This is a genomic window from Larkinella insperata (genome assembly GCF_026248825.1).
Lineage (GTDB): Bacteria > Bacteroidota > Bacteroidia > Cytophagales > Spirosomataceae > Larkinella > Larkinella insperata.
Genome location: NZ_CP110973.1, coordinates 5,182,851 through 5,204,372 on the forward strand (window position 1 = coordinate 5,182,851; position 21,522 = coordinate 5,204,372).

Annotated in this window: 15 protein-coding genes and 1 riboswitch; of the genes, 3 read left to right on the top strand and 12 right to left on the bottom strand. The window is 51.1% G+C overall.

The window, feature by feature from the left end; all coding sequences use genetic code 11:
- Window positions 1-42: 42 nt before the first annotated feature.
- Window positions 43-2,334 carry a GH92 family glycosyl hydrolase gene (locus tag OQ371_RS20865; protein WP_265990272.1) on the bottom strand — a complete coding sequence of 764 codons (2,292 nt, stop codon included), beginning with the start codon at window positions 2,332-2,334 and terminating at the stop codon, window positions 43-45.
- 71 nt (window positions 2,335-2,405) lie between these two features.
- Window positions 2,406-4,811, bottom strand: coding sequence for an ATP-binding protein (locus tag OQ371_RS20870; RefSeq protein WP_265990273.1), 2,406 nt, complete (start codon window positions 4,809-4,811; stop codon window positions 2,406-2,408).
- 512 nt (window positions 4,812-5,323) lie between these two features.
- Between OQ371_RS20870 and gyrA the strand changes: the two genes are divergently transcribed.
- Both gyrA and OQ371_RS20880 read left to right on the top strand, forming a co-directional pair.
- On the top strand, window positions 5,324-7,873 hold the full coding sequence (gene gyrA / locus OQ371_RS20875) for a DNA gyrase subunit A (protein ID WP_265990274.1): 2,550 nt from the start codon (window positions 5,324-5,326) through the stop codon (window positions 7,871-7,873).
- 72 nt (window positions 7,874-7,945) lie between these two features.
- A complete protein-coding gene (locus OQ371_RS20880; protein WP_265990275.1) occupies window positions 7,946-9,388 on the top strand; it encodes a tetratricopeptide repeat protein in 1,443 nt (480 codons plus the stop codon).
- A 595-nt stretch (window positions 9,389-9,983) separates the two neighbouring features.
- Here the strand turns inward: OQ371_RS20880 and OQ371_RS20885 are convergent.
- From OQ371_RS20885 to OQ371_RS20915, 7 genes are all read right to left on the bottom strand, one after another.
- The gene (locus OQ371_RS20885; protein ID WP_265990276.1) at window positions 9,984-10,175 is read right to left on the bottom strand and encodes a hypothetical protein; all 192 of its coding nucleotides are present in this window, start codon (window positions 10,173-10,175) and stop codon (window positions 9,984-9,986) included.
- Entirely contained in the window at window positions 10,172-10,900 is a 729-nt protein-coding gene (locus OQ371_RS20890) for a Dph6-related ATP pyrophosphatase (RefSeq protein WP_265990277.1), read from the bottom strand. The genes OQ371_RS20885 and OQ371_RS20890 overlap by 4 nt, the downstream gene beginning before the upstream one ends.
- Before the next feature lie 74 nt (window positions 10,901-10,974).
- Window positions 10,975-12,093, bottom strand: coding sequence for a YncE family protein (locus tag OQ371_RS20895; protein ID WP_265990278.1), 1,119 nt, complete (start codon window positions 12,091-12,093; stop codon window positions 10,975-10,977).
- Window positions 12,090-14,006, bottom strand: a complete 1,917-nt coding sequence (locus tag OQ371_RS20900) for a TonB-dependent receptor plug domain-containing protein (protein ID WP_265990279.1) — start codon at window positions 14,004-14,006, stop codon at window positions 12,090-12,092. Before OQ371_RS20900 ends, OQ371_RS20895 begins: the two co-directional genes overlap by 4 nt.
- A 97-nt stretch (window positions 14,007-14,103) precedes the next feature.
- Window positions 14,104-14,304, bottom strand: a riboswitch (cobalamin riboswitch).
- Between the two features lie 103 nt (window positions 14,305-14,407).
- Complete coding sequence (locus OQ371_RS20905; protein ID WP_265990280.1) at window positions 14,408-15,040, bottom strand: FISUMP domain-containing protein; 633 nt, start codon at window positions 15,038-15,040, stop codon at window positions 14,408-14,410.
- 129 nt (window positions 15,041-15,169) lie between these two features.
- Window positions 15,170-15,589, bottom strand: coding sequence for a helix-turn-helix transcriptional regulator (locus OQ371_RS20910; protein WP_265990281.1), 420 nt, complete (start codon window positions 15,587-15,589; stop codon window positions 15,170-15,172).
- A 177-nt stretch (window positions 15,590-15,766) separates the two neighbouring features.
- On the bottom strand, window positions 15,767-16,585 hold the full coding sequence (locus OQ371_RS20915) for a 2,3,4,5-tetrahydropyridine-2,6-dicarboxylate N-succinyltransferase (RefSeq protein WP_265990282.1): 819 nt from the start codon (window positions 16,583-16,585) through the stop codon (window positions 15,767-15,769).
- Between the two features lie 911 nt (window positions 16,586-17,496).
- Here OQ371_RS20915 and gap point away from each other — a divergent pair.
- Window positions 17,497-18,486 (top strand): type I glyceraldehyde-3-phosphate dehydrogenase, encoded by a 990-nt coding sequence (gene gap, locus OQ371_RS20920; RefSeq protein WP_265990283.1) that lies wholly within the window; start codon window positions 17,497-17,499, stop codon window positions 18,484-18,486.
- A gap of 31 nt (window positions 18,487-18,517) precedes the next feature.
- Here the strand turns inward: gap and trmB are convergent, their stop codons facing one another.
- Genes trmB through OQ371_RS20935 form a run of 3 tightly spaced genes read right to left on the bottom strand, consistent with a single transcriptional unit; the run spans window position 18,518 to window position 21,443 of the window.
- A complete protein-coding gene (gene trmB / locus OQ371_RS20925; RefSeq protein WP_265990284.1) occupies window positions 18,518-19,180 on the bottom strand; it encodes a tRNA (guanosine(46)-N7)-methyltransferase TrmB in 663 nt (220 codons plus the stop codon).
- Window positions 19,181-19,184: 4 nt separating this feature from the next.
- Window positions 19,185-20,501, bottom strand: coding sequence for a bifunctional folylpolyglutamate synthase/dihydrofolate synthase (locus OQ371_RS20930; protein ID WP_265990285.1), 1,317 nt, complete (start codon window positions 20,499-20,501; stop codon window positions 19,185-19,187).
- A gap of 6 nt (window positions 20,502-20,507) precedes the next feature.
- A complete protein-coding gene (locus OQ371_RS20935; RefSeq protein ID WP_265990286.1) occupies window positions 20,508-21,443 on the bottom strand; it encodes a hypothetical protein in 936 nt (311 codons plus the stop codon).
- Between the last annotated feature and the right edge of the window lie 79 nt (window positions 21,444-21,522).

Genomic DNA, 21,522 nt, shown 5'->3' on the forward strand with positions numbered 1-21,522 from the left:
CCACCCGAAAGGTGGCTCCGCTGGATTATGGGTAGTAATCGCTTACCGTTTCTCGTTCGAGAACGAATACGGGAAGGCCGAGGGCTGGGTGCCGCGCTGCTGGTTGGGCGTGGGGCGCATCGTAAACTCAACGGTTCCGCCCTGCAAAAGCGCCCGGTGGCTCAGCCAGTTGGCCGCGTGCGGTTTCCCGTTTACCCGGACGGCGTCCACGTACCGGTTTTTCTCCGAGTTGGTGGGGGCGTTGATCACCAGTTTTTTACCATTTTCGAGCGTAATCGTCGCTTTTTTAAACAACGGAGCGCCCAGTACGTACTGATCGGTTCCGGGGCAGACCGGGTAGAAGCCCAGCGCCGAAAAGACGTACCAGGCCGAGGTCTGGCCGTTGTCTTCGTCACCGCAGTAACCGTCGGGCGTGGGCAGATACAGCCGGTTCATGGTTTCACGAATCCAGTACTGGGTTTTCCAGGGCGCTCCGGCGTAGTTGTAGAGGTAAATCATGTGCTGGATCGGCTGGTTGCCGTGGGCGTAATTGCCCATGTCGGCAATCTGCATCTCCCGGATTTCGTGGATCACGCTGCCGTAATAGCTCTCGTCGAACACCGGGGGCAGGGTAAAGACCGAGTCCAGCTTGGCGACGAAATTCTTGGGACCGCCCATCAATCCGATCAGCCCCTGTACATCGTGGAAAACCGACCAGGTGTAATGCCAGCTGTTGCCTTCCGTGAACGCGTCGCCCCACTTGAACGGGTTGAACGGCTTTTGGAAGGTGCCGTCCTGGTTCTTACCGCGCATCAAACCCGTGGCCGGGTCGAAGAGGTTGCGGTAATTCTGGCTGCGTTGGGCAAACCGGTCGATTTCGGCCTGCGGGCGTTTGAGGGCTTTGGCCAGTTGGTAAATCGTGAAGTCGGCGTAGGCGTATTCCAGCGTCCGGGCGGCATTTTCGTTGATCTTCACGTCATACGGAACGTAGCCCAGCTTGTTGTATTCTTTCACCCCGCGCCGACCGACCGCATCCATCGGCCCTTCGTTTTCGGAGTTTTTCAACACCGCTTCGTAGAGCGTATTGATGTCGTAACCGCGCAGTCCTTTCAGGTAGGCATCCGCCACAATCGAGGCCGAGTTGGAGCCGATCATCGTGTTGCGCAGGCCCGGACTGGCCCACTCGGGCAACCAGCCACCTTCGTTGTAAGCGTTCACGAGTCCTTCCTGCATCTGGGCGTTGAGCGACGGATACATCAGGTTCAGGAACGGGAACAGCGAGCGGAAGGTATCCCAGAAACCGGTGTCGGTAAACAGGTAACCCGGCAGCACCTTGCCGTTGTAGGGGCTGTAGTGAACCACTTTTTTGGCCGCATCGATTTCGTAGAACTTGCGCGGAAACAGCAGCGAACGGTATAAACAGGAGTAGAAAGTCCGGGTCTGGTCGACCGTGCCGCCTTCGATTTTGATCCGGCCCAGTTCCTGGTTCCAGGCGGCTTTGGCTTTCTGTACTACGGTTTCAAACGAGTCCGAGCCGATTTCGGTCAGGTTTAGCTCGGCCTGTTCGGGGCTGATAAACGAGGAGGCCACCCGGACGTTGACGACCTCGCCCTTCCGGGTTTTGAAGCCCACCACGGCTCCGGCATGATCGGCCTGGACTTCCAACGCCTGGTTTTCGGTCTTTTTGCCGTTGAAAACCTGGCGAACCGTAAACGGTTTGTCAAAAATCAGCACGAAGTAATTCTTGAAATTGTCGGGAACGCCCCCGCTGTTTTTGGTCGTGTAGCCGATGATTTTGTTTTCGCCGGGAATGATTTTGACGAACGAACCCTTGTCGAGCGCATCGATGACCACCGAAGCGCTATCGGTTTGCGGGAAGGTAAACCGGAAGCGGGCGGCCCGTTCGGTGGGGGCAATTTCGGTCGTTACATTATGATCGGCCAGATACACCTTATAATAATAGGGTTTGGCGATTTCGGCCTTGTGGGAAAACCAGCTCGCGCGTTCGTTTTCGTCGAAGCGGATTTTACCGGTGACGGGCATGATGGCAAACTGGCCGTAATCGTTCATCCAGGGCGAGGGCTGGTGCGTCTGCTTGAAGCCGCGAATTTTGTTGGCGGCATAGGTATAGGCCCAGCCGTCGCCCATTCGGCCGGTTTGGGGCATCCAGAAATTCATGCCCCAGGGCAGGGCGATGGCCGGATACGTGTTGCCGTTCGACAGGCTGGGTTTGGAATCGGTGCCCATCAGCACGTTGACGTACTCAACCGGGTCGGTGACCTGACCAACGGTTTGGGCGGAAACTGTTCGGGTAATAACAAGGAAAACAAAAAACAGGAAGGAAGAAGTGCGCATGGGAAATCGGGGGGGCTGTGCCGTAATTTTTGGTGCAAAGGTAAAGACCCGCTGGGGGAATTCCCTACTTCTTACTCGGCTAACTTGAGGTGTTTGAGAATTACCTGGGCGAGGTTGCCGGGGCTGTAGGGCTTAACCAGAACTTCGTCCAGGCCGGCGTCGTTGGCCCGCTCGCCAATTTCCTGGGCCAGACTGGCCGTTACGGCAATGATCGGCAGCGTTTCGTTGCGCTTGCGGATGATGCGGGTAGCCTCGTAACCGTCCATAACCGGCATCTGCAAATCCATCAGAACCAGGCGGTGCTTTGTGGAGTCGAGCATGTTGACGGCTTCCTGGCCGTTGTTGGCCACATCGACCGTCGCCCCCAGCTTACTGAGGATGTTTTTGGCCAGCAGCACATTCATGGCGTTGTCTTCGACCAGCAGAATGGTGATACCGTGCAGGGGTTTGTTGCCGGAAACCGATTTGTTTACCTTCAGCGGTTCGGGAGCCGGAGCGGCTACCCGGGGGAAGGTTTGCGTAAAGTAAAAACGGGAGCCCCGGCCGGGCTGGCTCTGCAGGCGGAGTTCGACCTGCTGGAGCTGAAGGATTTTGTGGCTGATGGTGAGGCCCATGCCCGTGCCGCCGTAGGTTCGGGACAGGGACGAATCGACCTGGGTAAACCGGTTGAAGATCAGTTGCTGCTTTTCGGGCGCAATGCCAATGCCGGTATCTTCGATGGCAAAAGTAAGGGTGGTGGTTTGGGTTTGCTGTTCATCGACGGTCAGACTGACAACGACCCCGCCCTGCTCGGTAAACTTGATGGCGTTCTGGACCAGATTGGAAACCACCTGCGCCAGACGATTGGGATCGCCGACGACGTTGGGCGTAAACCGGGGGTCGATGGTCAGATTCAGCGCTAGGGATTTTTCCCGGGCCACGGCCTGGAAGCTCGACACCACGTTTTGCAGAATGCGGGCCGGGTCCATTGGAACGGACTCGAGCGCTATTTTACCGGCTTCAATCTGGTTCAGATCCAGGATGTCGTTAACGATATGCAGCAGGTTGTTGGCCGAATAAAGCATCACGTCGAGGTGTTGCAGTTGATCGGGCCGCGGATTATCCTGCCGCAGCAGGTGGTTCAGACCAATGACGGCATTCAGCGGAGTACGGATCTCGTGGCTGATGGTGCTCAGAAACTCGTTTTTCACCCGCAGCCCTTCTTCGGCCTGTTCTTTGGCCTGCCGGAGCGTGAAGGCAAACCGGTACGAGAGCACCAGAGATTGCAGAAAGAAGAAACCGATATAGCCGAGGAACAGAACGATATTTTCCGGAATGGCGATCTGGAAATACTTCAGAATAATCACGATAAACACCGCCAGCAGAACCCCGGTACTCATCAGCGAATACTTGGCACCGGGCCGCTTCCGCCGGGCGGCCAGCCAGTAAACGTGAAAGGCGTAGCCGATGTAGATAATCATCAGCCCCAGAAACGGGTCGATTAGCTGGGTGAAATAAATCGGCGGCAGGAGCAGGGTTGCTACGGTAAATACCAGACAAATGCCGGTTAGCAGCCGGATGACGTGGCGGTTGACATCGGCCGGATAGAGGGACCCCGTGTAAAGCACGAAAACGGCAACGCTGACGAACAGCGACAGGTACTCCAGGTGAACCAGGAGCGACCAGCGGGCGGTTTCAAATAAAGCGTGAAGGGCGTAGTGATCGCTGCCCACGATGCGGTAGCTGTAGAGCAGGCAGAACAGCGAAAAATAGAGGATGGATGTTTCGTGCCGCCCAAACAAAAACAACCCCAAAAAAAACAGGCCGCCCATAAACAGACAGCCCGTGAGGAAATAGTCGAGGGCATACTCCCGGTCGATGGCGACCCGCAGTTCTTCGGCTGAACCCAAAAAGATGGGCTGGTAAGGGCCGCCTTTTGAGTGGTGAAAGTTTGCAACCTGCAGGAGCAGTCGCAGGGTATCGGATGTTTGGGGAACAAATTTGATCTGAGTTGACCAGAACGGGGTGGTGCTTTCGGGCGAAGTGCCCGGTGTTCCGCTGCGGGTCAGTTCCTGATCGTTGACAAAAAGCCGGTAAGCGGTGAAAAAGTCCGGTAGTTTCAGGGCCAGCGGGGGCGCCTGGCGGGGGAGCAGGATGGTGAGCGAATACGTGGCGTAACCGTAGGCGGGGAGGGGATGGCCGTTCCAAGTTTGTGTGCTCCAGGGTTCCGGAAAAGTACTGTATTCAAACGCGGGTGAGCGGTCGCCTGGCGACAGTAGTGATTTCCAGTACCATTTCCAGGCTCCGTTCAGCGGCACCAGTTGCTGGTCAAACCGGACGGTGCGCAGGTCCAGGAGTCCCTGCTGGGCAACGGGGTAATCGGATTTTTGCCTTTCGGGAGCATAAGTCGAACAGCCCATCAACAGCGTAGCCAGCAGGCTCAGGAGATAATGGGGAAGGAATGTAAGGGTTTGGTCCGACAAACGGCGTTTCTGCATGATACTGTACTACTTCCTGCGTTGCGTTGTGAATCTGGTGCAATAAAACTTTACAGGTTGATCGACAGAGAGCCCTCAATTATTAGTCCAAAACGAAATGTTCCTGCCACGAATTGTGCAGAAAGTACATCGGTAAAAATACGGAAAAATTTATTATTTGCCGGGTGAACTTCCGGAATAGTCGTATACGAATTGCCCAAACTACCTGATCGGTTGTAAATTGGATAATACGGTGTTGAAATGGTAAACAGATCGTCGCAGAAATACGGAGTCGTAGCGGCTGATTTCCGGGGGCTGAGCGGGCGTTGGTGAAAGATTGGTGAACTTGGCCCGGAATTTGTCCCAAATTGCACTTGCTTCGGAAAACGCTTTTATTTGTGGTGATTTTTTTGCATATTTGTATGATAGGCACACCATTGAAAAGGCCTTTCTCCGTTCGGTAGATTTCTCGGAACGGTTCCATTTTTTAACCATCGCTTGGTCCGGATTGTCGGACAGAGAATTAACTTCTTATGGCAGAAGAAACAGAAGAACAAAACGACGCCACCAACATTATTCCCATTAACATTGAAGACGAAATGCGCGGGGCCTACATCGATTATTCGATGTCGGTTATTATCTCCCGGGCTTTGCCTGATGTCCGTGACGGTTTGAAGCCGGTGCACCGTCGGGTGTTATTTGGGATGGCTGAATTGGGTGTAAATTATAACAAACCGTACAAGAAGTCGGCGCGTATCGTCGGCGAAGTACTGGGGAAATACCACCCGCACGGTGACTCGTCCGTGTACAGCACCATGGTGCGGATGGCCCAGGACTGGTCGCTGCGCTATCCGCTCGTGGATGGACAGGGTAACTTTGGTTCCATCGACGGGGACGCTCCGGCGGCCATGCGGTACACCGAAGCCCGTCTGAAGCGGATTGCGGAGGAGATATTGACCGATATTTACAAGGAAACCGTTGATTTCCAGCCCAACTTCGATGATTCGCTGGAAGAACCTAGCGTGATGCCGGCCAAGCTGCCCAACCTGCTGCTAAACGGCTCGTCGGGAATTGCCGTCGGGATGGCCACGAACATGGCACCCCACAACCTGACGGAGGTGGTCAACGGAATTGTTGCCTACATTGATAATCACGACATCACCATCGATGAGTTGATGGAGTACATCACGGCGCCCGATTTCCCAACCGGCGCGACCATTTACGGGATGGAGGGCGTGCGCAACGCGTTCCGGACCGGTCAGGGTCGGGTGGTGCTGCGGGCGAACGCGACCATTGAAGAGAATAAGGGCAAGACCCAGATTATTGTAACCGATGTTCCCTACATGGTTAATAAAGCCATGATGCTGGAAAAAACGGCGGAATTGATCAATGATAAGAAAATTGAGGGCATCTCGGCCTTTCGGGATGAATCCGACCGCGACGGTCTGCGCGTGGTGTATGATTTGAAGCGGGATGCGGTTCCGAATGTGGTGCTGAACAACCTCTATAAATATACGCAGTTGCAGTCGTCGTTCAACATCAACAACGTGGCGCTGGTGAAAGGCCGCCCGGTGTTGCTGAACCTGAAGGACATGATCCGGTATTACGTGGAGCACCGCCAGGAGGTGATTACCCGCCGGACTCTGTACGAACTGCGCGAAGCCGAGAAACGGGCGCACATCTTGGAAGGTTTGCTGATTGCGCTCGACAACCTTGATGCGGTGATTGAGCTGATCCGGAGCTCGCGCGACCCGGATGTGGCCAAAAACGGTTTGATCGAACGGTTCCAGTTGACCGAAGTGCAGGCCAAAGCCATCCTGGAACTGCGTCTGCAACGGCTAACGGGGCTGGAGCGGGATAAAATTGTGGCCGAATACGAAGAGCTGGCCCGGTTGATTGCCGATTTGAAAGGTATTCTGGCCAGCGAAGAGCGGAAGCTGGAAATCATTAAGGAAGAGCTGCTCGAATTGAGAGCCCGTTACGGGGATGCGCGCCGAACGGATATCAACATGCTGGGCGACGGTAACATCAGTGATCTTTCGCTGATTGCCGATGATGAAATGCTGATTACCATTTCGCACGAGGGCTATATCAAACGCACGCCGTTGACCGAATACCGGACCCAGAGTCGGGGAGGGGTTGGTTCCCGCGCGGCCAAGACCAAGGAAGATGACTTTACGGAGCATCTGTTCATGGCGACGATGCACAACACGCTGCTGATCTTTACCCAGAAAGGCCGTTTGTACTGGTTGCCGGTGTATGAACTGCCCGAGGGAGCCCGCGATTCGAAAGGGCGGCCATTGGCAAACTTCATCAACATTGAGTCGGACGACAAAGTGCGGGCGGTCATCAACGTGAAGGACCTGAAGAATGCCGACTACATTAATAATAATTATATCGTAATGTGTACCGAGCAGGGCACCATCAAGAAAACCCTGCTGGAAGCTTACTCGCGTCCGCGCCAGAACGGGATCATCGCCATCACGATCAACGAGGAGGAGGGAGACCGGTTGCTGAACGTGTGTATGACTAACGGTCAGAACGACATTATCATTGCATCGAGCGAAGGAAAAGCCGTTCGCTTCAACGAAAGCCGGGTGCGTCCGATGGGCCGTACGGCGGCTGGGGTTCGGGGGATCGATCTGGAACCGGGCGTAAAAGCCGTGGGGATGGTTTGCATCGGTCGCGACGACGCCCAGTTGCTGGTGGTATCCGAGAAAGGATTTGGCAAACGCTCTCCGCTGGATGAATACCGGGTGACCAACCGGGGTGCCAAAGGAGTCGGTACGCTGAAGGTTACGGATAAAGTCGGTAATCTGGTGGGTATTCTGGAAGTAACGGATGCCGACGACCTGATGATTATTACCAAAGCAGGAACGGCCATCCGGATGCACGTGGACGAGGTTCGGGTCATTGGCCGGAACACCCAGGGCGTGCGGCTGATCAACCTGCGCGACGGTGACGAAATCTCGTCGGTAACCCGGATTGCCCGGGAAGAAGATGAAGAACTGGAAGGAACGGAAGGGGAGAGCAGCGCATCGGGCGGGAGTCCGGAAGAGCCAAGCTCTGAGCAAATGGCTTGATTATCCCGTATTTTATTCGGTACTTTCCAAAATTATTTATGTAACCAACGTTCAACCCCAAATTTAAGTCACATGAAAAGACTCTCGTTCTTTCTACTGGCGGGATTTTTATCAGTAGGAGCATACGCGCAGCAACAAGGGCTCGATGCTCTGACCGAAAAAACTTTCCAGTCTGAGAAAGAAAAAAGCGACAAGGCAATCACGGACGAAAAATCTTCTGTCAAGCCCAAAACTTGGCTGGATCGCGCCAAGACGTACGAGAACATCGCTACGCAGGCCATCAAACTCGATTCAAACGCTGCCAATGTTGCCTACGAAGCCTACCAGAAAGTTATCGAGCTAGATAAAGATAAAAAATCCGGTGGTCCAGGCAAAATGGCCAAAGAAGCTGAGGAAGCCCTGAAAGGCCAGCCTTTGTTTCAGGCTTTTATGAACTCGGGTATCTACAAGTACCAGGCCAAAAACTTTAAGGATGCGGCTACGCTGATGACCAGAGCGGGTGAGATTAACCCGAAAGACACCACGGCGGCTTTGTACGCGGGGATTTTCTCCCAAAACGCCGAGAAGCCGGCCGATGCGAAAGCCAACTTTGAACGGTACATTGCCAACGGTGGCAAGGACGTTTCGGTCTACACGACGCTGGTGAGTTTATACTACCAGGACAAGGAAGTTGAGAAAGCCGTTGCTACGATTGATAAGGGTCTTTCGGTGTTCCCGAACAACAAAGACCTGACTACCCAGCGGACCAGCATCCTGGTAACGTCCGGCAAAATGGATGATGCCATTACCAGCCTGAAGGATCAGATCGCAAAAGAGCCAAACAACGTCAACAACCTGCTGACGCTGGCCGGTATCTACGACAGTAAGCTCAGAGACCAGTCCGATGAGCTCAAAAAGCTGAAGGGCGATGCTAAGAAAGGTCCGAATGCAACCAAGCAGCTGGCGGACGAGAAAACGGTGTTGAAAGAATCGCAAAACGAGTTGACCCGTTTGACGGCCCGTCAGAAGCGTGAACCGAAGAACGTCGATGTGAAAAATCAGATCACGCGCGTAAAGCAGATGATCGCTGATTCACAAACGAAAATCACTGGTCTGGAAAAAGAAGTTCAGCAGCAGGCTCAGCAGAGCCAGGCCGCCGGTAACCAGGAGCAAAAACTTGCCGAGTTGACCAAATCCGTCGATGAAAGTCGCGGAATGGTGAAAGAGTATTACAACAAGGCGTTGCAAGTGGACCCGAATAACTTCGATGCCAACTTCAACCTGGGCGCTGCTTACTTCAACGAAGCCATCCAGATCCGGGAACAACTGGGCGCGATGGATATGAAAGAGTATCAGGCCAAAGGAAAAGAAATCGAAGGCCAGGTATGTGGCAAGTTCAAACAGGCGTTGCCGTATTTCCAGAAAGCGAAATCGGTGAAAGATACCGATCAGGATCTGAATGACAACCTGACAAACCTGCAGAACATTCTGAAGCAATTCGAAGACAACAAAGTGGTTTGTATCGAAAGCAAATAATCAGAACAGTCGTACTGTTAAGCGGGTCGCCTTTAAAGGCGACCCGCTTTTTTAGTGTCCGGTTTTCTTATCAAATGACCAAAACGGCTGGAAATAAGCTAGTTAAGTAGGTCTGTTGAGGGGGTGTTAGGAAGCAGGAGAGAGCGGAAACCGGCCAACCGGGTCCGCTGGAGTGCGGTTGGCAGTAACGGGTATGGCTAGGGACAGCCATTTAGTGAATTATGCGTGCTTGAAAGCGGATTAGATACAGAACTAGTATCAAAGTTAATACCATGATTACCTAAACCGTCGACGTTTTTGGGTTAATTGAATAACTCAAATGTTTTCAAATTAAATTCGGAGTTTCTCGAAGAGATGGTGAGCATAAGGCAATCGAGCGGAGGGTACTGGTTGAAAAGGAAATAAACTGGATGAGGAAAGGAATGGGGAGATAGGGCATTTACAGAAAACCTAGTTAACATAATATAAATTATACAACAACTATTTTATGCGCAAGTAAGGGTTTAAATACCATTATAAGGTATTGGTACATAGTATGTTGTATAATGCTGTATCTATCAATGATTTAAGGATTCACGTGGAACAAATAAGGGAGTCAGGAGATGATAGAACCGTAATTCTTTTCAATTTCATACCGTATTTTTATCCGTAGCCAGATTTTTCGCCAGCCCGTAGCCTGTCGCAGTTGATCCTGGTATTGATGCGCTACTCGCCGGAGAATTCGCCGGTATGTATAACGCCGGTGCTGAAATTGCCAGCCTTTGCCGAAGATGAGTGATAAGTTCATGGATATTTATGTTTGCGTTTCTTTTTGAAAGATACTAAATCCTGAAACACAAATTCCGTATCCCATTGATCATCTGACTGTGTGGGCGCCGGATACGAACGCCGAACGGTTTCGCCCTTCTGGAAAGCTACCGGACTTTTAAAAATGGGTCCGTCGTATACAAACGAATGATATTCGCCATTCTCACCGCACGGGTCCACCGCTGGCGGCAAGTCGGCCAGCACGGTTTCGTCCAGTTCCCGGCCCGCCCAGCTTTCCGGTAACAGTTTGGCATTGATGCAAACCAGCACCGCTTTGAACCCGGACTGGTTAAACCGGGTCAGTAACGAAGTCGTATTGTGCTGCCACAGCGGAAACACGGCCTGTAAGCCGACCTCGCTTACTTGCTGCTCCCGGTAGTGCCGAAGGTCTTCCAGGAAAATATCGCCGTAAATTACGTGCGTAACGCCCTGTTCTTTAAACATATTCAGGGATTGCTTTACGGCCTGATTGTACGATTCCAGGGAAACATCGCCCGAAAGTTTTAGTGTGTACAACGGCAAGCCCAGCGCCTTGGCCTGGTCTTCAATCAGTTCCGCCCGAACACCGTGCATCGTAACGCGTCCGAGCAGTTCGTTCACGTTGGTCAGTAAGCCCACCACCTCGTACTGAGCGGATTGCTGACAAAAAAATAAAGCGAGGGCCGAATCCTTGCCCCCGCTCCAGCTAATGATTGCTTTGTGCATCCTAAAAAGATGAAAAACAAAAGAAAAAAGACAAGAAACCGAATGGTAAAAGTCTTTCCTCTTTTGTCTTTTCTTTATTTAAAATAAAATACCGTCGGCGCAATTTCAGCTTTCACCGAATCGATTAACGTGCCACTGGCCTGGTAGCGGTACACATAACCTGCCTGTTTGTAAGAAGGTGTAACGCCCCCGTATATAGTGCCCGTGGTGGGGTCAACGGCCAATCCGCTGAACAACCGCTTGATAAAAGGTGTGGTAGTCGGAACGCTCGTGTCGGTAATGGCAAAACGGTACACATCGCCTTTCTCTTTGTAATTATCGGCGGCATCGTAATAACTGTTCACGAAGTAGAAATACTGTTTGTCGGCGCTGAGTCGGAAACGGCTGGCCGAGCGGGCCGGGTCACTCCCAATTTTCAGGCGGGATTCGATGGCTTTGCTCTGGGGATTGATCCGCACCATTTCACCACCCGAATACACCCACAGTTTCCCGTTGGCGTCCACCGCAACCGGGCTTGGATTCCGGCCAATTTCAATGCCGGTTTTCAGCTGGTCGTTAATGGCATCGACTACCGTCAGTTTCGTGGCGCCACCGGCCGAACCGGCAAACACCTCGTTACCCACCAGCAGCAGGGTCTCCACTCCTTTCACCGCCGGAATCTTCCTGGTAACGGTATTGGTCGTCAGATCCACAACTGCAATGTAACCGGGATCTTTGTAGAACGTGCCGTTTGCGTAGTCGCCGGAAACATCCCAGCAGCTAACGTAGACTTTATTTGCACTGACCCGCACCGCCGACCGGGGATTTTCAATATCCGGGGATTTTAACGTTGCCAGTGATTGGAACGTGTTGGCGTCCACGATCTCTACTTTATCCTGTCCGGCGGTTGTATTATCGACCAGAATCAGTCCCTTGCCGTCGGATTCGGTGTAATCCTGAAGACTACCCGTTAAGGAGCGCTGGTTGACCTGATTAAAAATATCGTAGGTTGGTGCCGCGCCGTTGGGCGGTAAATACGTAATGGTGCCGTTGTTGTCGGTGAAGTTGCCCTGGTTGATGACCAGCACGCCCGCGCCGTTGGGCAAAGGCTCCGGATCGGTCTTGTCGTTGTTACAGGACCAGTTTAAGGCGACCAGCAGACTAAGCGCCAGTTTCAGCCGGACCGCCGAAGCGGTGGTTACTTTTTTGATCATTGTTTGGTATGCAGATTACAGATTAATTGAACGGCAAAATGGCGCCCCGGCATGGCGTTGCGCTTAACGTTGAGGTAAACGGTATCAAAAAGGTTGTTGACCTGCCCCTGAATACGGGTGGCGACCGGCCCTAGTTTTACCTGCGTTTCCAGCAGCACGTTGGTCAGCATGTACCCGCGCAGAAACTGGATGTTGTCGAATGTAATGTACTGCCGGGAATTCACCTGATTCTGGAGCGTCAGGCGCATTTTTCCGCGGGATACGTAAGCCGATAGCCGCCCGACGTGCCTGGGCACGTAAACGAGCTGTTTCCCAATGATGTCCTGGGCAAATGCATTGTAAACGCGTTCCTGGCTGGAGCGGGTCAGGGCGTAGCTTACCGATAGCCCCGACTGCCAGGCCGGACCGGTGTACGCCAGCGAACCGGTCCATTCCAGCCCGCGGGCCACCACTAATTGAAGATTCTCGACCCGGTAGCCGTATTCGGGATTCCAGTACGACCAGTCGTCGATGCGGTTACGAAAAATCGTGGCTTCCGATGAAAGCGTGAGTCGGTCGCCCGGCAGCCAGCGGGCCGCTACACCGGCTTCCAGGTTAAAACCGTTTTCCGGCCGAAGATTCGGATTCCCCAATTCGCGCCAGTAGCGTTCATTCAAGGTTGGCACCCGGTAGCTGCGTCCCAGGGAGGCTTTGGCGGTCAGGCTGGTCTTAGTCGTCTGCAGAACGGAATATTCCGCCCCCACCGAGGGGGTAACGGGCGGATCAAAGCGGGTTACGAACGCCTGGCGGACATTTGCCGAGAACAGCCATTTTGCTAACTGAATTCGTAACAGAGCGAACAGATCGGCGCGGTCTTCCTGAATAAGCGACGAACCATAGCCGTCTACACGCGTCCAGTAGTGTGACCATTCGCCCCCTATCCGCAGCGTGGCAGGGCTAAATCCGAATGGTTTTATAAATTCGCGTTCCATTCGACTGACTAGTCGATCAGTTTCGGAATGGCTCGGATTACGCAAATTCCCGCGGGCGTAGTCGATGATGTCGCGGATATAGCCCAGCCGAACCGTCAATTTATCCGTTTCATAGGTAGACAGAAACCGGTACGACTGCGAACGGGTTTGTTCCCGCACCGTCGTATCGTACGGTGAGACAATCAGATTGTTGTCGGTTAGCCAGAGATTAAAGGAAAGCTGCTGATTTTCGGCGTTACGGAAATATAAATCCTGAATTAGCCCCTTCTGGCGCGTCGTCGAATGCTCAACAAAATAATGGCCCCGTTCGCGGTATGGGTAATCGTTGTTGTAATTAGCCAGGTTCAGAAAGGTTTTCCCGGCGATTTGCCACCGTTTTCCCGGTGGCGTAACAAACCGGATACCGGTCTGGGTGCCGTAGTTGCGGAAGCTGCCCACCTGCTGGCCCGCCGACGCCGAGAAACCAGGTTGCTGCCATTTGGGATTATTCATCAAGAGAATACTGCCGCCCACCGCATCCGACCCCACGCAACTGGCCGAGGAACCGTATTGAACGGCCAGCTGATCGAAACCGACGACGGGCAGCGTGGAAAAATCGGTCTGCCCCAGGGTGGGCTGGTTGATGTTGATCCCGTTCCAGAGCACGGCGGTGTGGTTGGACGAGGTGCCGCGAAACGAAACCGTCGCGAGTTGACCCGCTCCGTACACCTTAAAAGCAAGGGGTGTCGTGTACGTCAGAACATCCGTGAGCGTTTGAAACCGGAATTGCTCGAGCGTTACCGAATCGATTCGCTGTGTTTTTTGCCCGACCGAAAACCGTTCGGGCGTCGTGCCCCGAACCGTCACCGCAGGCAACATTTGGTCAGTACCACTCGTCTGTCCGTTCGCTGCGTAAAACGAACCGATCAGGAAGGACAGGAAAACCCCGTCTCTACACCGCATACAAAAGAAATTAAGTAAAGCAAAAGAACGGCCTTGCTCCCTTCGGTGCACCGGCCTCCGATCGCGCTTCCTTTACACCCGAAAGAAACGGCGTATCCTAATAAAGCAAACATAGGCAGGTCTCCTGGCTTACCCGCTGATTTCAGCCTTCCCATCCGGATAAACCGGGACAGTGGCGCGAAGAGGAAATCAGTTTTTCCGGGTTTACAGTTGCGGGGACAGCGTTGGTCTTGCACCAACTTCCCTATTAAGCCCTCGCTGACCAACGTCAGGCGGCACCTTTGCAGGGCAAAAGTAATGGATTGTGGAGGATTTTCAACCTGAAGAAGGAAGATCGGGAAAGAAAACCGGTGGCAGGACGCCGGAATCCTGCCAATTTGGGTGGTAAGCAGGAGAAAAAATTACTTGTTTCGGACAAACCGCAGCGTAAATCGGTAACCCGGGCCATTGGTGCCGTAGAACATCATAGTATATCCTTTGCCACTGGCGCTCTCCTGAATGCTGACGGTATTGCCATCGGCCAGCCAGAATTCGCTGATGTCGCCGTCCATTGGGGCGGAATTTTGGTAGATATAACCCGCCGGTTGGGCGTTAAAACCGGAGCTATTGGTGCCCGGCATCGTGCGCCAGTTGGTTTTTGACACCAGTTTTTTAAGAGCTTCCTGGCCGGTGGCGCGTTCTCCGGTAAAAAGAACGCCCTGACTTTCGGCCAGGGCTTTGTAATCCTGCAGCGTCGGAATCCGCCAGCCGGCGGGAACGGGAACGGCTTTGGCTTCGTCAAAAGTATAATACCGTCCGTACTCCGGTTTTTCGTCCCCGGTCCGGTACGGTGATCCCCCCGGTCCCCGGTAATTTTCGGCTGACCAGAGTTGATTGCCGATGGTTACAACGGAATAAGCTTTCTCATTAATCTGAACCGATGTCACCAGCGGAGCCGGATTATCGGTTTGGCTGTTCGATTCTTTTTTGCAACCGGAAAGAGTCAGCAAGGCACTCAAAAAAACTACGGGCCAATACGGTATGGTCCTTTTCATGATGCGTTTCATTAGGATGGTTATAGTGTGGAGAAACTATTGATTTTCTTCAGTGATCCCATCCGTCAACGCAGGGTTGCAATGAATTTATAAAAGATACAAACTTTTAAACAAACGGTATTCCGTAGCTTACGACGGAGAATACTCACGGAACGTACCGTCGGTGTAGAAGACGAGAATTCGTTCTATGGTTTTTTCTTCTTTCGATTTGTCTACAACTGGGTGTGTCGGCTGTAAAGTTGATGGTTGAGGAATTGAATTTTCAACAATTTCGGGTTGTTGAACGGTTTTTCGGGAAGTGGTCGGAGCAGTTATAGAAGTTCGTTGGTTTACATTTGTCAATGACGCCTGATCATCTTCAAGGATCCAATCGTAACCCAGCTCTGGAAAACGCCGTATAATTTTCTGAATAATATCAAAGCTAGGTCGGTTACGTCCCGAGAGAATATGGGAAATGCTAGAACGTTGAACACCAATCTCATCGGCAAAGTAAGAAGGTGTCATATTCTTGTCCTTCAACACCTGTTTAATTTTGTCATTTACATTCATAAATCAATATTTTTTACAAATATAAATTATACACGCAGATAAACAAATGTAAATGAATTTAAATTGGTAAATAGTTTCTTGTTGTAAATTGTGACAAAAGTAAATAGCATGTAAACAAAAAAGACCAACTCACAAATGTAAATTGGTCTTTGAGAAAGTGTAAACAAGGGTTTACATTTATACAGTTACGTTATTATCACGAAGCGCGTCGTTCAACGACGTTTTTAAATCGGTTGATTCTTTCCGCTGACCGATGATCAGTGCGCAGGGAACCTGATAAACGCCAGCCGGGAATTCTTTAGCAATGCTACCGGGGATGACCACGGAATTGGCCGGTACATAGCCCCGGTGTTCAACGGGTGAAGATCCGGTCACATCGATAATTTTAGAACTTCCTGTAATGGTTACGCCCGCTCCAAGCACCGCCCTTTTGCCGATATGAGCGCCTTCTACAACAATGCACCGTGAGCCAATAAAAGCGCCGTCTTCAACAATTACGGGTGAAGCCTGAGGTGGTTCCAGAACCCCGCCAATGCCGACACCGCCACTCAGATGAACGTCTTTTCCAATCTGCGCACAACTGCCTACCGTAGCCCAGGTATCAACCATAGTACGTTCATCTACATACGCACCGACGTTAACGTAAGACGGCATAAGGATAGCTCCAGCAGCAATGTAAGAACCGTAGCGGGCAACGGCTGGTGGGACAACCCGAACCCCCCTGCTTTTGTAGTCTTTTTTAAGAGGAATTTTGTCGTGAAATTCGAAAATCCCAACTTCCTCGGTCTGCATGGTTTGTGAGACAAAGTACAGCAAGATTGCTTTCTTCACCCATTCGTTGACAGTCCACTTCTCCCCTTCAGCACCCGGCTCTGCGACTCGTAATATACCTTTGTCGAGTTCATCAATCACCGACTTAATGGTTTGGATGGTTTGCGAATCCTTCAATAATGAGCGGTCATTCCAGCAATCTTCAATTACCTTATTGTACTCCATAATTAAAATTTTAAACGATACAGGTAGTTTATTTTGAAAAACATAAAAATCTGATTTTGAGGATGTTATATGACTCCAAATAAATTTCTTCTTCTTGATAATTTTATATTTTATACCCTCGTACTGGGCTTTATAATTTTAGATCGTAGTTTGGGGCTCTGTCTTCTGAAAATTAGCCCTTTCACCTATATACCATTCTTGTAATTATAGATAAATATAATACAGACGTATTATATAAAAAACATTTCAGAGCTATAATTTGCTCTCCCCCAATTCCAGATTACCTCTCCATATAACTCAGCCTCTGGGTAAGAACCACCAACCAAATCTTATGCGTATGAACAGGCTCACCACCAGGGTCAAACCTTAATCTACTCGTTGTCTGAATCAGACCAGTATTACAATCTTTAACTAGTCGTTGAAGAAACTTGTTTATCAAAAAATTGAATACAGCATTTGGCCAGATCTTAGATCCAAAGGAGTACGTTTGGTAAGAAGAATTCAGCGAGGGCAAATCGAATTGATGTTAATTTCTAGACCTTATTTGTAAATTTAATTAAGTAGGTCACGCTATAAAAATAATGAATAATGATTGAATTCCTAAGGGTTATATCCCCCTCCTTTATTATTTTATCTACAATGATCTAATATTGATGTAAGTCTAGAAAACAATAAAGCATTATACTACTAAAATTAGTAAAATCTCGAGTGGAATTAGCAAAATACTAAATTCAATACTAAAACATGTGTGCTATATTAGCATGCTCATTACTAATGCTGATTATATTTACTAAAAATACTATCTTACTCATATTGTCTTCCATTTAGATAAGTGTTTTCTCTTCCCCTTTTCCTTTCGAATTGTATTGATATCTTTGCAGCGTTCATGTTAACCAATTCTATTATATACAATGGGCAAAATTAAAGTCGCCATCAATGGGTTTGGCCGGATTGGCCGCCTGTCTTTCCGAAGACTTCTTGAAAAAGAAAATGTTGAAATTGTTGCCATCAATGATTTAACTGATAATGCAACACTGGCTCATTTGCTGAAATACGATTCGGTACACGGTAAATTCCAGGGCGAAATCACGTCCGATAGCGATAGCCTGACCATCAACGGTACACGTATCCACGCTTATGCGGAACGTGATCCCAAAGCCCTACCTTGGGGTGACCTCGGAGTTGATGTTGTACTGGAATCGACAGGACGTTTCGTCGATGAAGCCGGAGCTGGCCAACACCTGACTGCCGGAGCCAAAAAAGTAGTTATCTCAGCACCGGCGAAAGGAAACATTCCTACGGTCGTTTTGGGTGTAAATGAAGATACCCTGACGGGCAGCGAAACCATTCTCTCCAACGCATCATGTACGACCAACTGCTTGGCTCCGATGGCCAAAGTCCTCGACGATGTGTTTGGAATTGAGAAAGGTTACATGACTACGATTCACGCTTACACGGCGGACCAGAATCTGCAGGATGCTCCTCACTCCGACTTACGCCGGGCACGCGCAGCCGCTCTTTCCATCGTTCCGACGTCAACGGGGGCTGCTAAAGCGGTTGGTTTAGTACTACCGCAACTGAAAGGCAAACTGGATGGCTATGCGCTTCGTGTTCCCATCCCGGACGGTTCAGTTACAGATTTGACGGCCATTCTGAAACGCGAAGCCACGAAAGAGGAAATTAACGAAGCCATGAAAGCTGCCGCCGAAGGCCCGCTGAAAGGCATTCTGGAATACTGCGTTGATGAAATCGTGTCAACTGACATCGTAGGTAACCCGAGCTCGTGTATCTTCGATTCTAAGCTGACTTCCGCCAACGGCACGTTGGTGAAAATTGTAGGTTGGTATGATAACGAATTCGGCTACTCAAGCCGGATAGCTGACCTGATCGCTAAATTGTAATATTTAAAGTCAAGTCAACAAAAAAGGCGGGTTAATATCCCGCCTTTTTGCATTTTAAGTATTTTATCGAAAATCCCTTTCGGGTGAAGATCTCTTCGTATTTTGTTTTAATGCCCAGATGCAAATGATTCATGTCTGAGCGATACAGATCGTGGGTCGTGATCAAATCGTTGAATCCGTTGGCAGGCAGCGTCTGAACACTAAAATCAAAAAAGTCATCATGATCGGTCTTCAGGTGCAGAATCCCTTCATGGGTAAGTATTTCCCGGTACAACGCCAGATAACGCGGATCGGTCAGTCGGTTTTTTACCTGACTGATTCGAGGCTGGGGATCCGGAAAGGTAATCCAGATTTCATTAACCTCCTCTTTGCCAAAAAAATCCAGCAACTTGAACACATCGGTCCGCAGAAAGGCAACATTCGTTAAGCCTTCGTTAAGCGCCTGCTTACTCCCCTGGGCAATCCGGTCGCCCTTACGATCGATACCGATAAAGTTCAGCTCCGGATAATGACGGGCCAGTCCTACGGTGTATTCCCCCCGGCCGCAGCCAATTTCCAGCACGAGGGGGTTTGAATTCAGGAAATAGCGATCGCGCCAGTTTCCTTTAATGGTTTCGTAAATCTCTTTACCCGGTTCCAGCACGAGGGGACTTTCCCGGTTATGCTCAAAGCGGGGCAGTTTCTTTCTACTCACTTTTCTACAATTGATTTAATTCAGCCACAACGTACGTGCTACCGGTCACCAGGATGCAATCCTCCGGTTGCGCCCGGCTCAGCGCCGTTTCCAGGGCAAGATTTACTTCTTTTACTATTTCACCTACCAAACCGTGTAGCCGAAATTCCTCCGCCAGCACATCAGCGTCCAGAGCCCGCGGAATATCAGGCTGACAAAAATAATACCGAGCCTCTTTGGGAAACAACCGAATGACGCGCGACAGGTCCTTGTCATTCACAAAGCCCACCACCACATGCAACTGCTGGTAGGTAACCGTCTGTAAGGATTCCATGACATTCCGGATCCCCGGTTCGTTATGCCCCGTATCACAGATGACCGTCGGATTCCGCTGCAAAAATTGCCAGCGTCCTTTCAAACCCGTCAGTCCAACCACATTGGCCAAGCCGTCCTCCACGGCATCAGGGGAAATGCGAAGTTTCTCAAAGGAAGAACCAGAGTGAGAATATAAACCCGTAAGCACGTTCAGAACGCCCAAAACGCCGGCAATATTCTTTAACTGGTAAGTACCCAGTAAACCCAATGTCAAAGCAAGACTATTTTCAGTAAGCGTCTCAACAGATATCTCCCGCCCTTTCTCGCTGACGCCAAAATTATTCACCACGAATAAATCAGAACCAAACAAAAGCTGGCTTCCACACTCCTCCGCCCGCTTCCGAAATACGGCCTGCGTCTCGGGATCGTATTCGCTGACAACGACCGGCACACCGGGCTTGATGATTCCGGCTTTTTCAAACGCTATTTGCTCCAGGCTATCGCCCAGAATATCGCTATGGTCCCAGCCAATGTTGGTGATGAGCGAGACAAGCGGGGTAATGATGTTGGTGGAATCAAGACGCCCCCCGAGACCTACCTCTACAACGGCGATATCGACGTTCTGACGGGCGAAGTAGTCAAAAGCCATACCAACGGTTACTTCAAAGAAAGAAGGCTTTAAATCCTCGATAAACGCCCGGTGCTGAACCACAAAGTCCGCTACCTCCTCCTCGGGCACGGGAAAGCCGTCAATCCGGATTCGCTCCGTGAAGGATTTGAGGTGGGGCGAGGTATACAGCCCCGTCTTGTAGCCAGCCGACTGGAGCACGGCCGCCAGCATGTGCGAAGAGCTTCCCTTACCGTTGGTACCCGCAATGTGGATACTCCGAAATTTCTCCTGAGGATTTCCTAAATAATCGCAGAGTTTGATAACGTTATCGAGACCCGGTTTAATAGCCTTCGCTCCCACCCGGTGAAAAACCGGCAACTGCGCGTACAAATAATCAATGGCTTCCGAATACGTCATTCGGTACTAGTTTGAGCGGATATTAATGGTGTAGGTACCCGTTGAAATCGGCGGAGCGGCTGAGCCTTTGGCCACCAGCTGCAACTTGTACACCTGTTGTTTATAAAATTCGGTAACGGTCGGACTCAACCGGGTTTCTTTTACCCGTACGTAAGTTACATCGCCTTTATCGTCTACTTTAATTTCGAAAACGATTTTGCCGCTCTCGCCGGAATTATCCTGCGCAATCCGGGTGCTCGCCAGTCGCCAGCCCGCCATGTTCAGCGAAACGCCCGAGCCACTACCACCCGGGGTACCGTAAAACTGCTTGGCGTTAATATTTCCGTCGGGGTTTCCTTTGTCGCCTACACCCGAAGCATCATCTCCGTTGTTATTGCCTCCTTCGCCGGATGCTTTTCCCACGGTACCGTTCGAGCCACCCGAGCTCGAGCGTTTGTAGAGGGCATTGGCATCCACCTTCTTGGGTTCGGCCACCGGCTCGGCCTTCGGAGGGGCCGGCGTCGGTTTGGGCGTCGTGGAGGTTACTTTCTTCGGCTCGGCTTTTTCGGGAACCGTCACTGGACTCTCAAGCTTGCTGGCAATATCGGGTTTCTCAGTGACAACTTTGTCGGGCTTGGCATCAACAATCTTCGGAACCGGCGAGGTCGGTGTTTTTTCCACCCGCGAAGTGGTTGTCACCTTCGGATTGGGCCGGTCTTCTTCTTTCTTGACATCTTCCGTGTTTTTGGAGTCGCTGGCCTTGTTGTAGGTTTGAATCGACCCGCTGCCAATCAGGTCCGTCCCAAAGTTCACGTCCACGTACTGAATCGGCGGGGGCTCAGGAACCGATTGCCACAATCGGATATACAGCAGCAGAAAGAACAGCAGGGCACACACAGCGAACGAGCCGGCCAGCGCCGTAACCCGGTATTCATTCTCATTATCCAGCAACACGCGACTCATGGTTCAGAAGTTTAGCCAATTAACGGAAAAACCGGTGGACAGTATTGTTCTCCTGCCGGCAAAATTAAAACGATTTCAC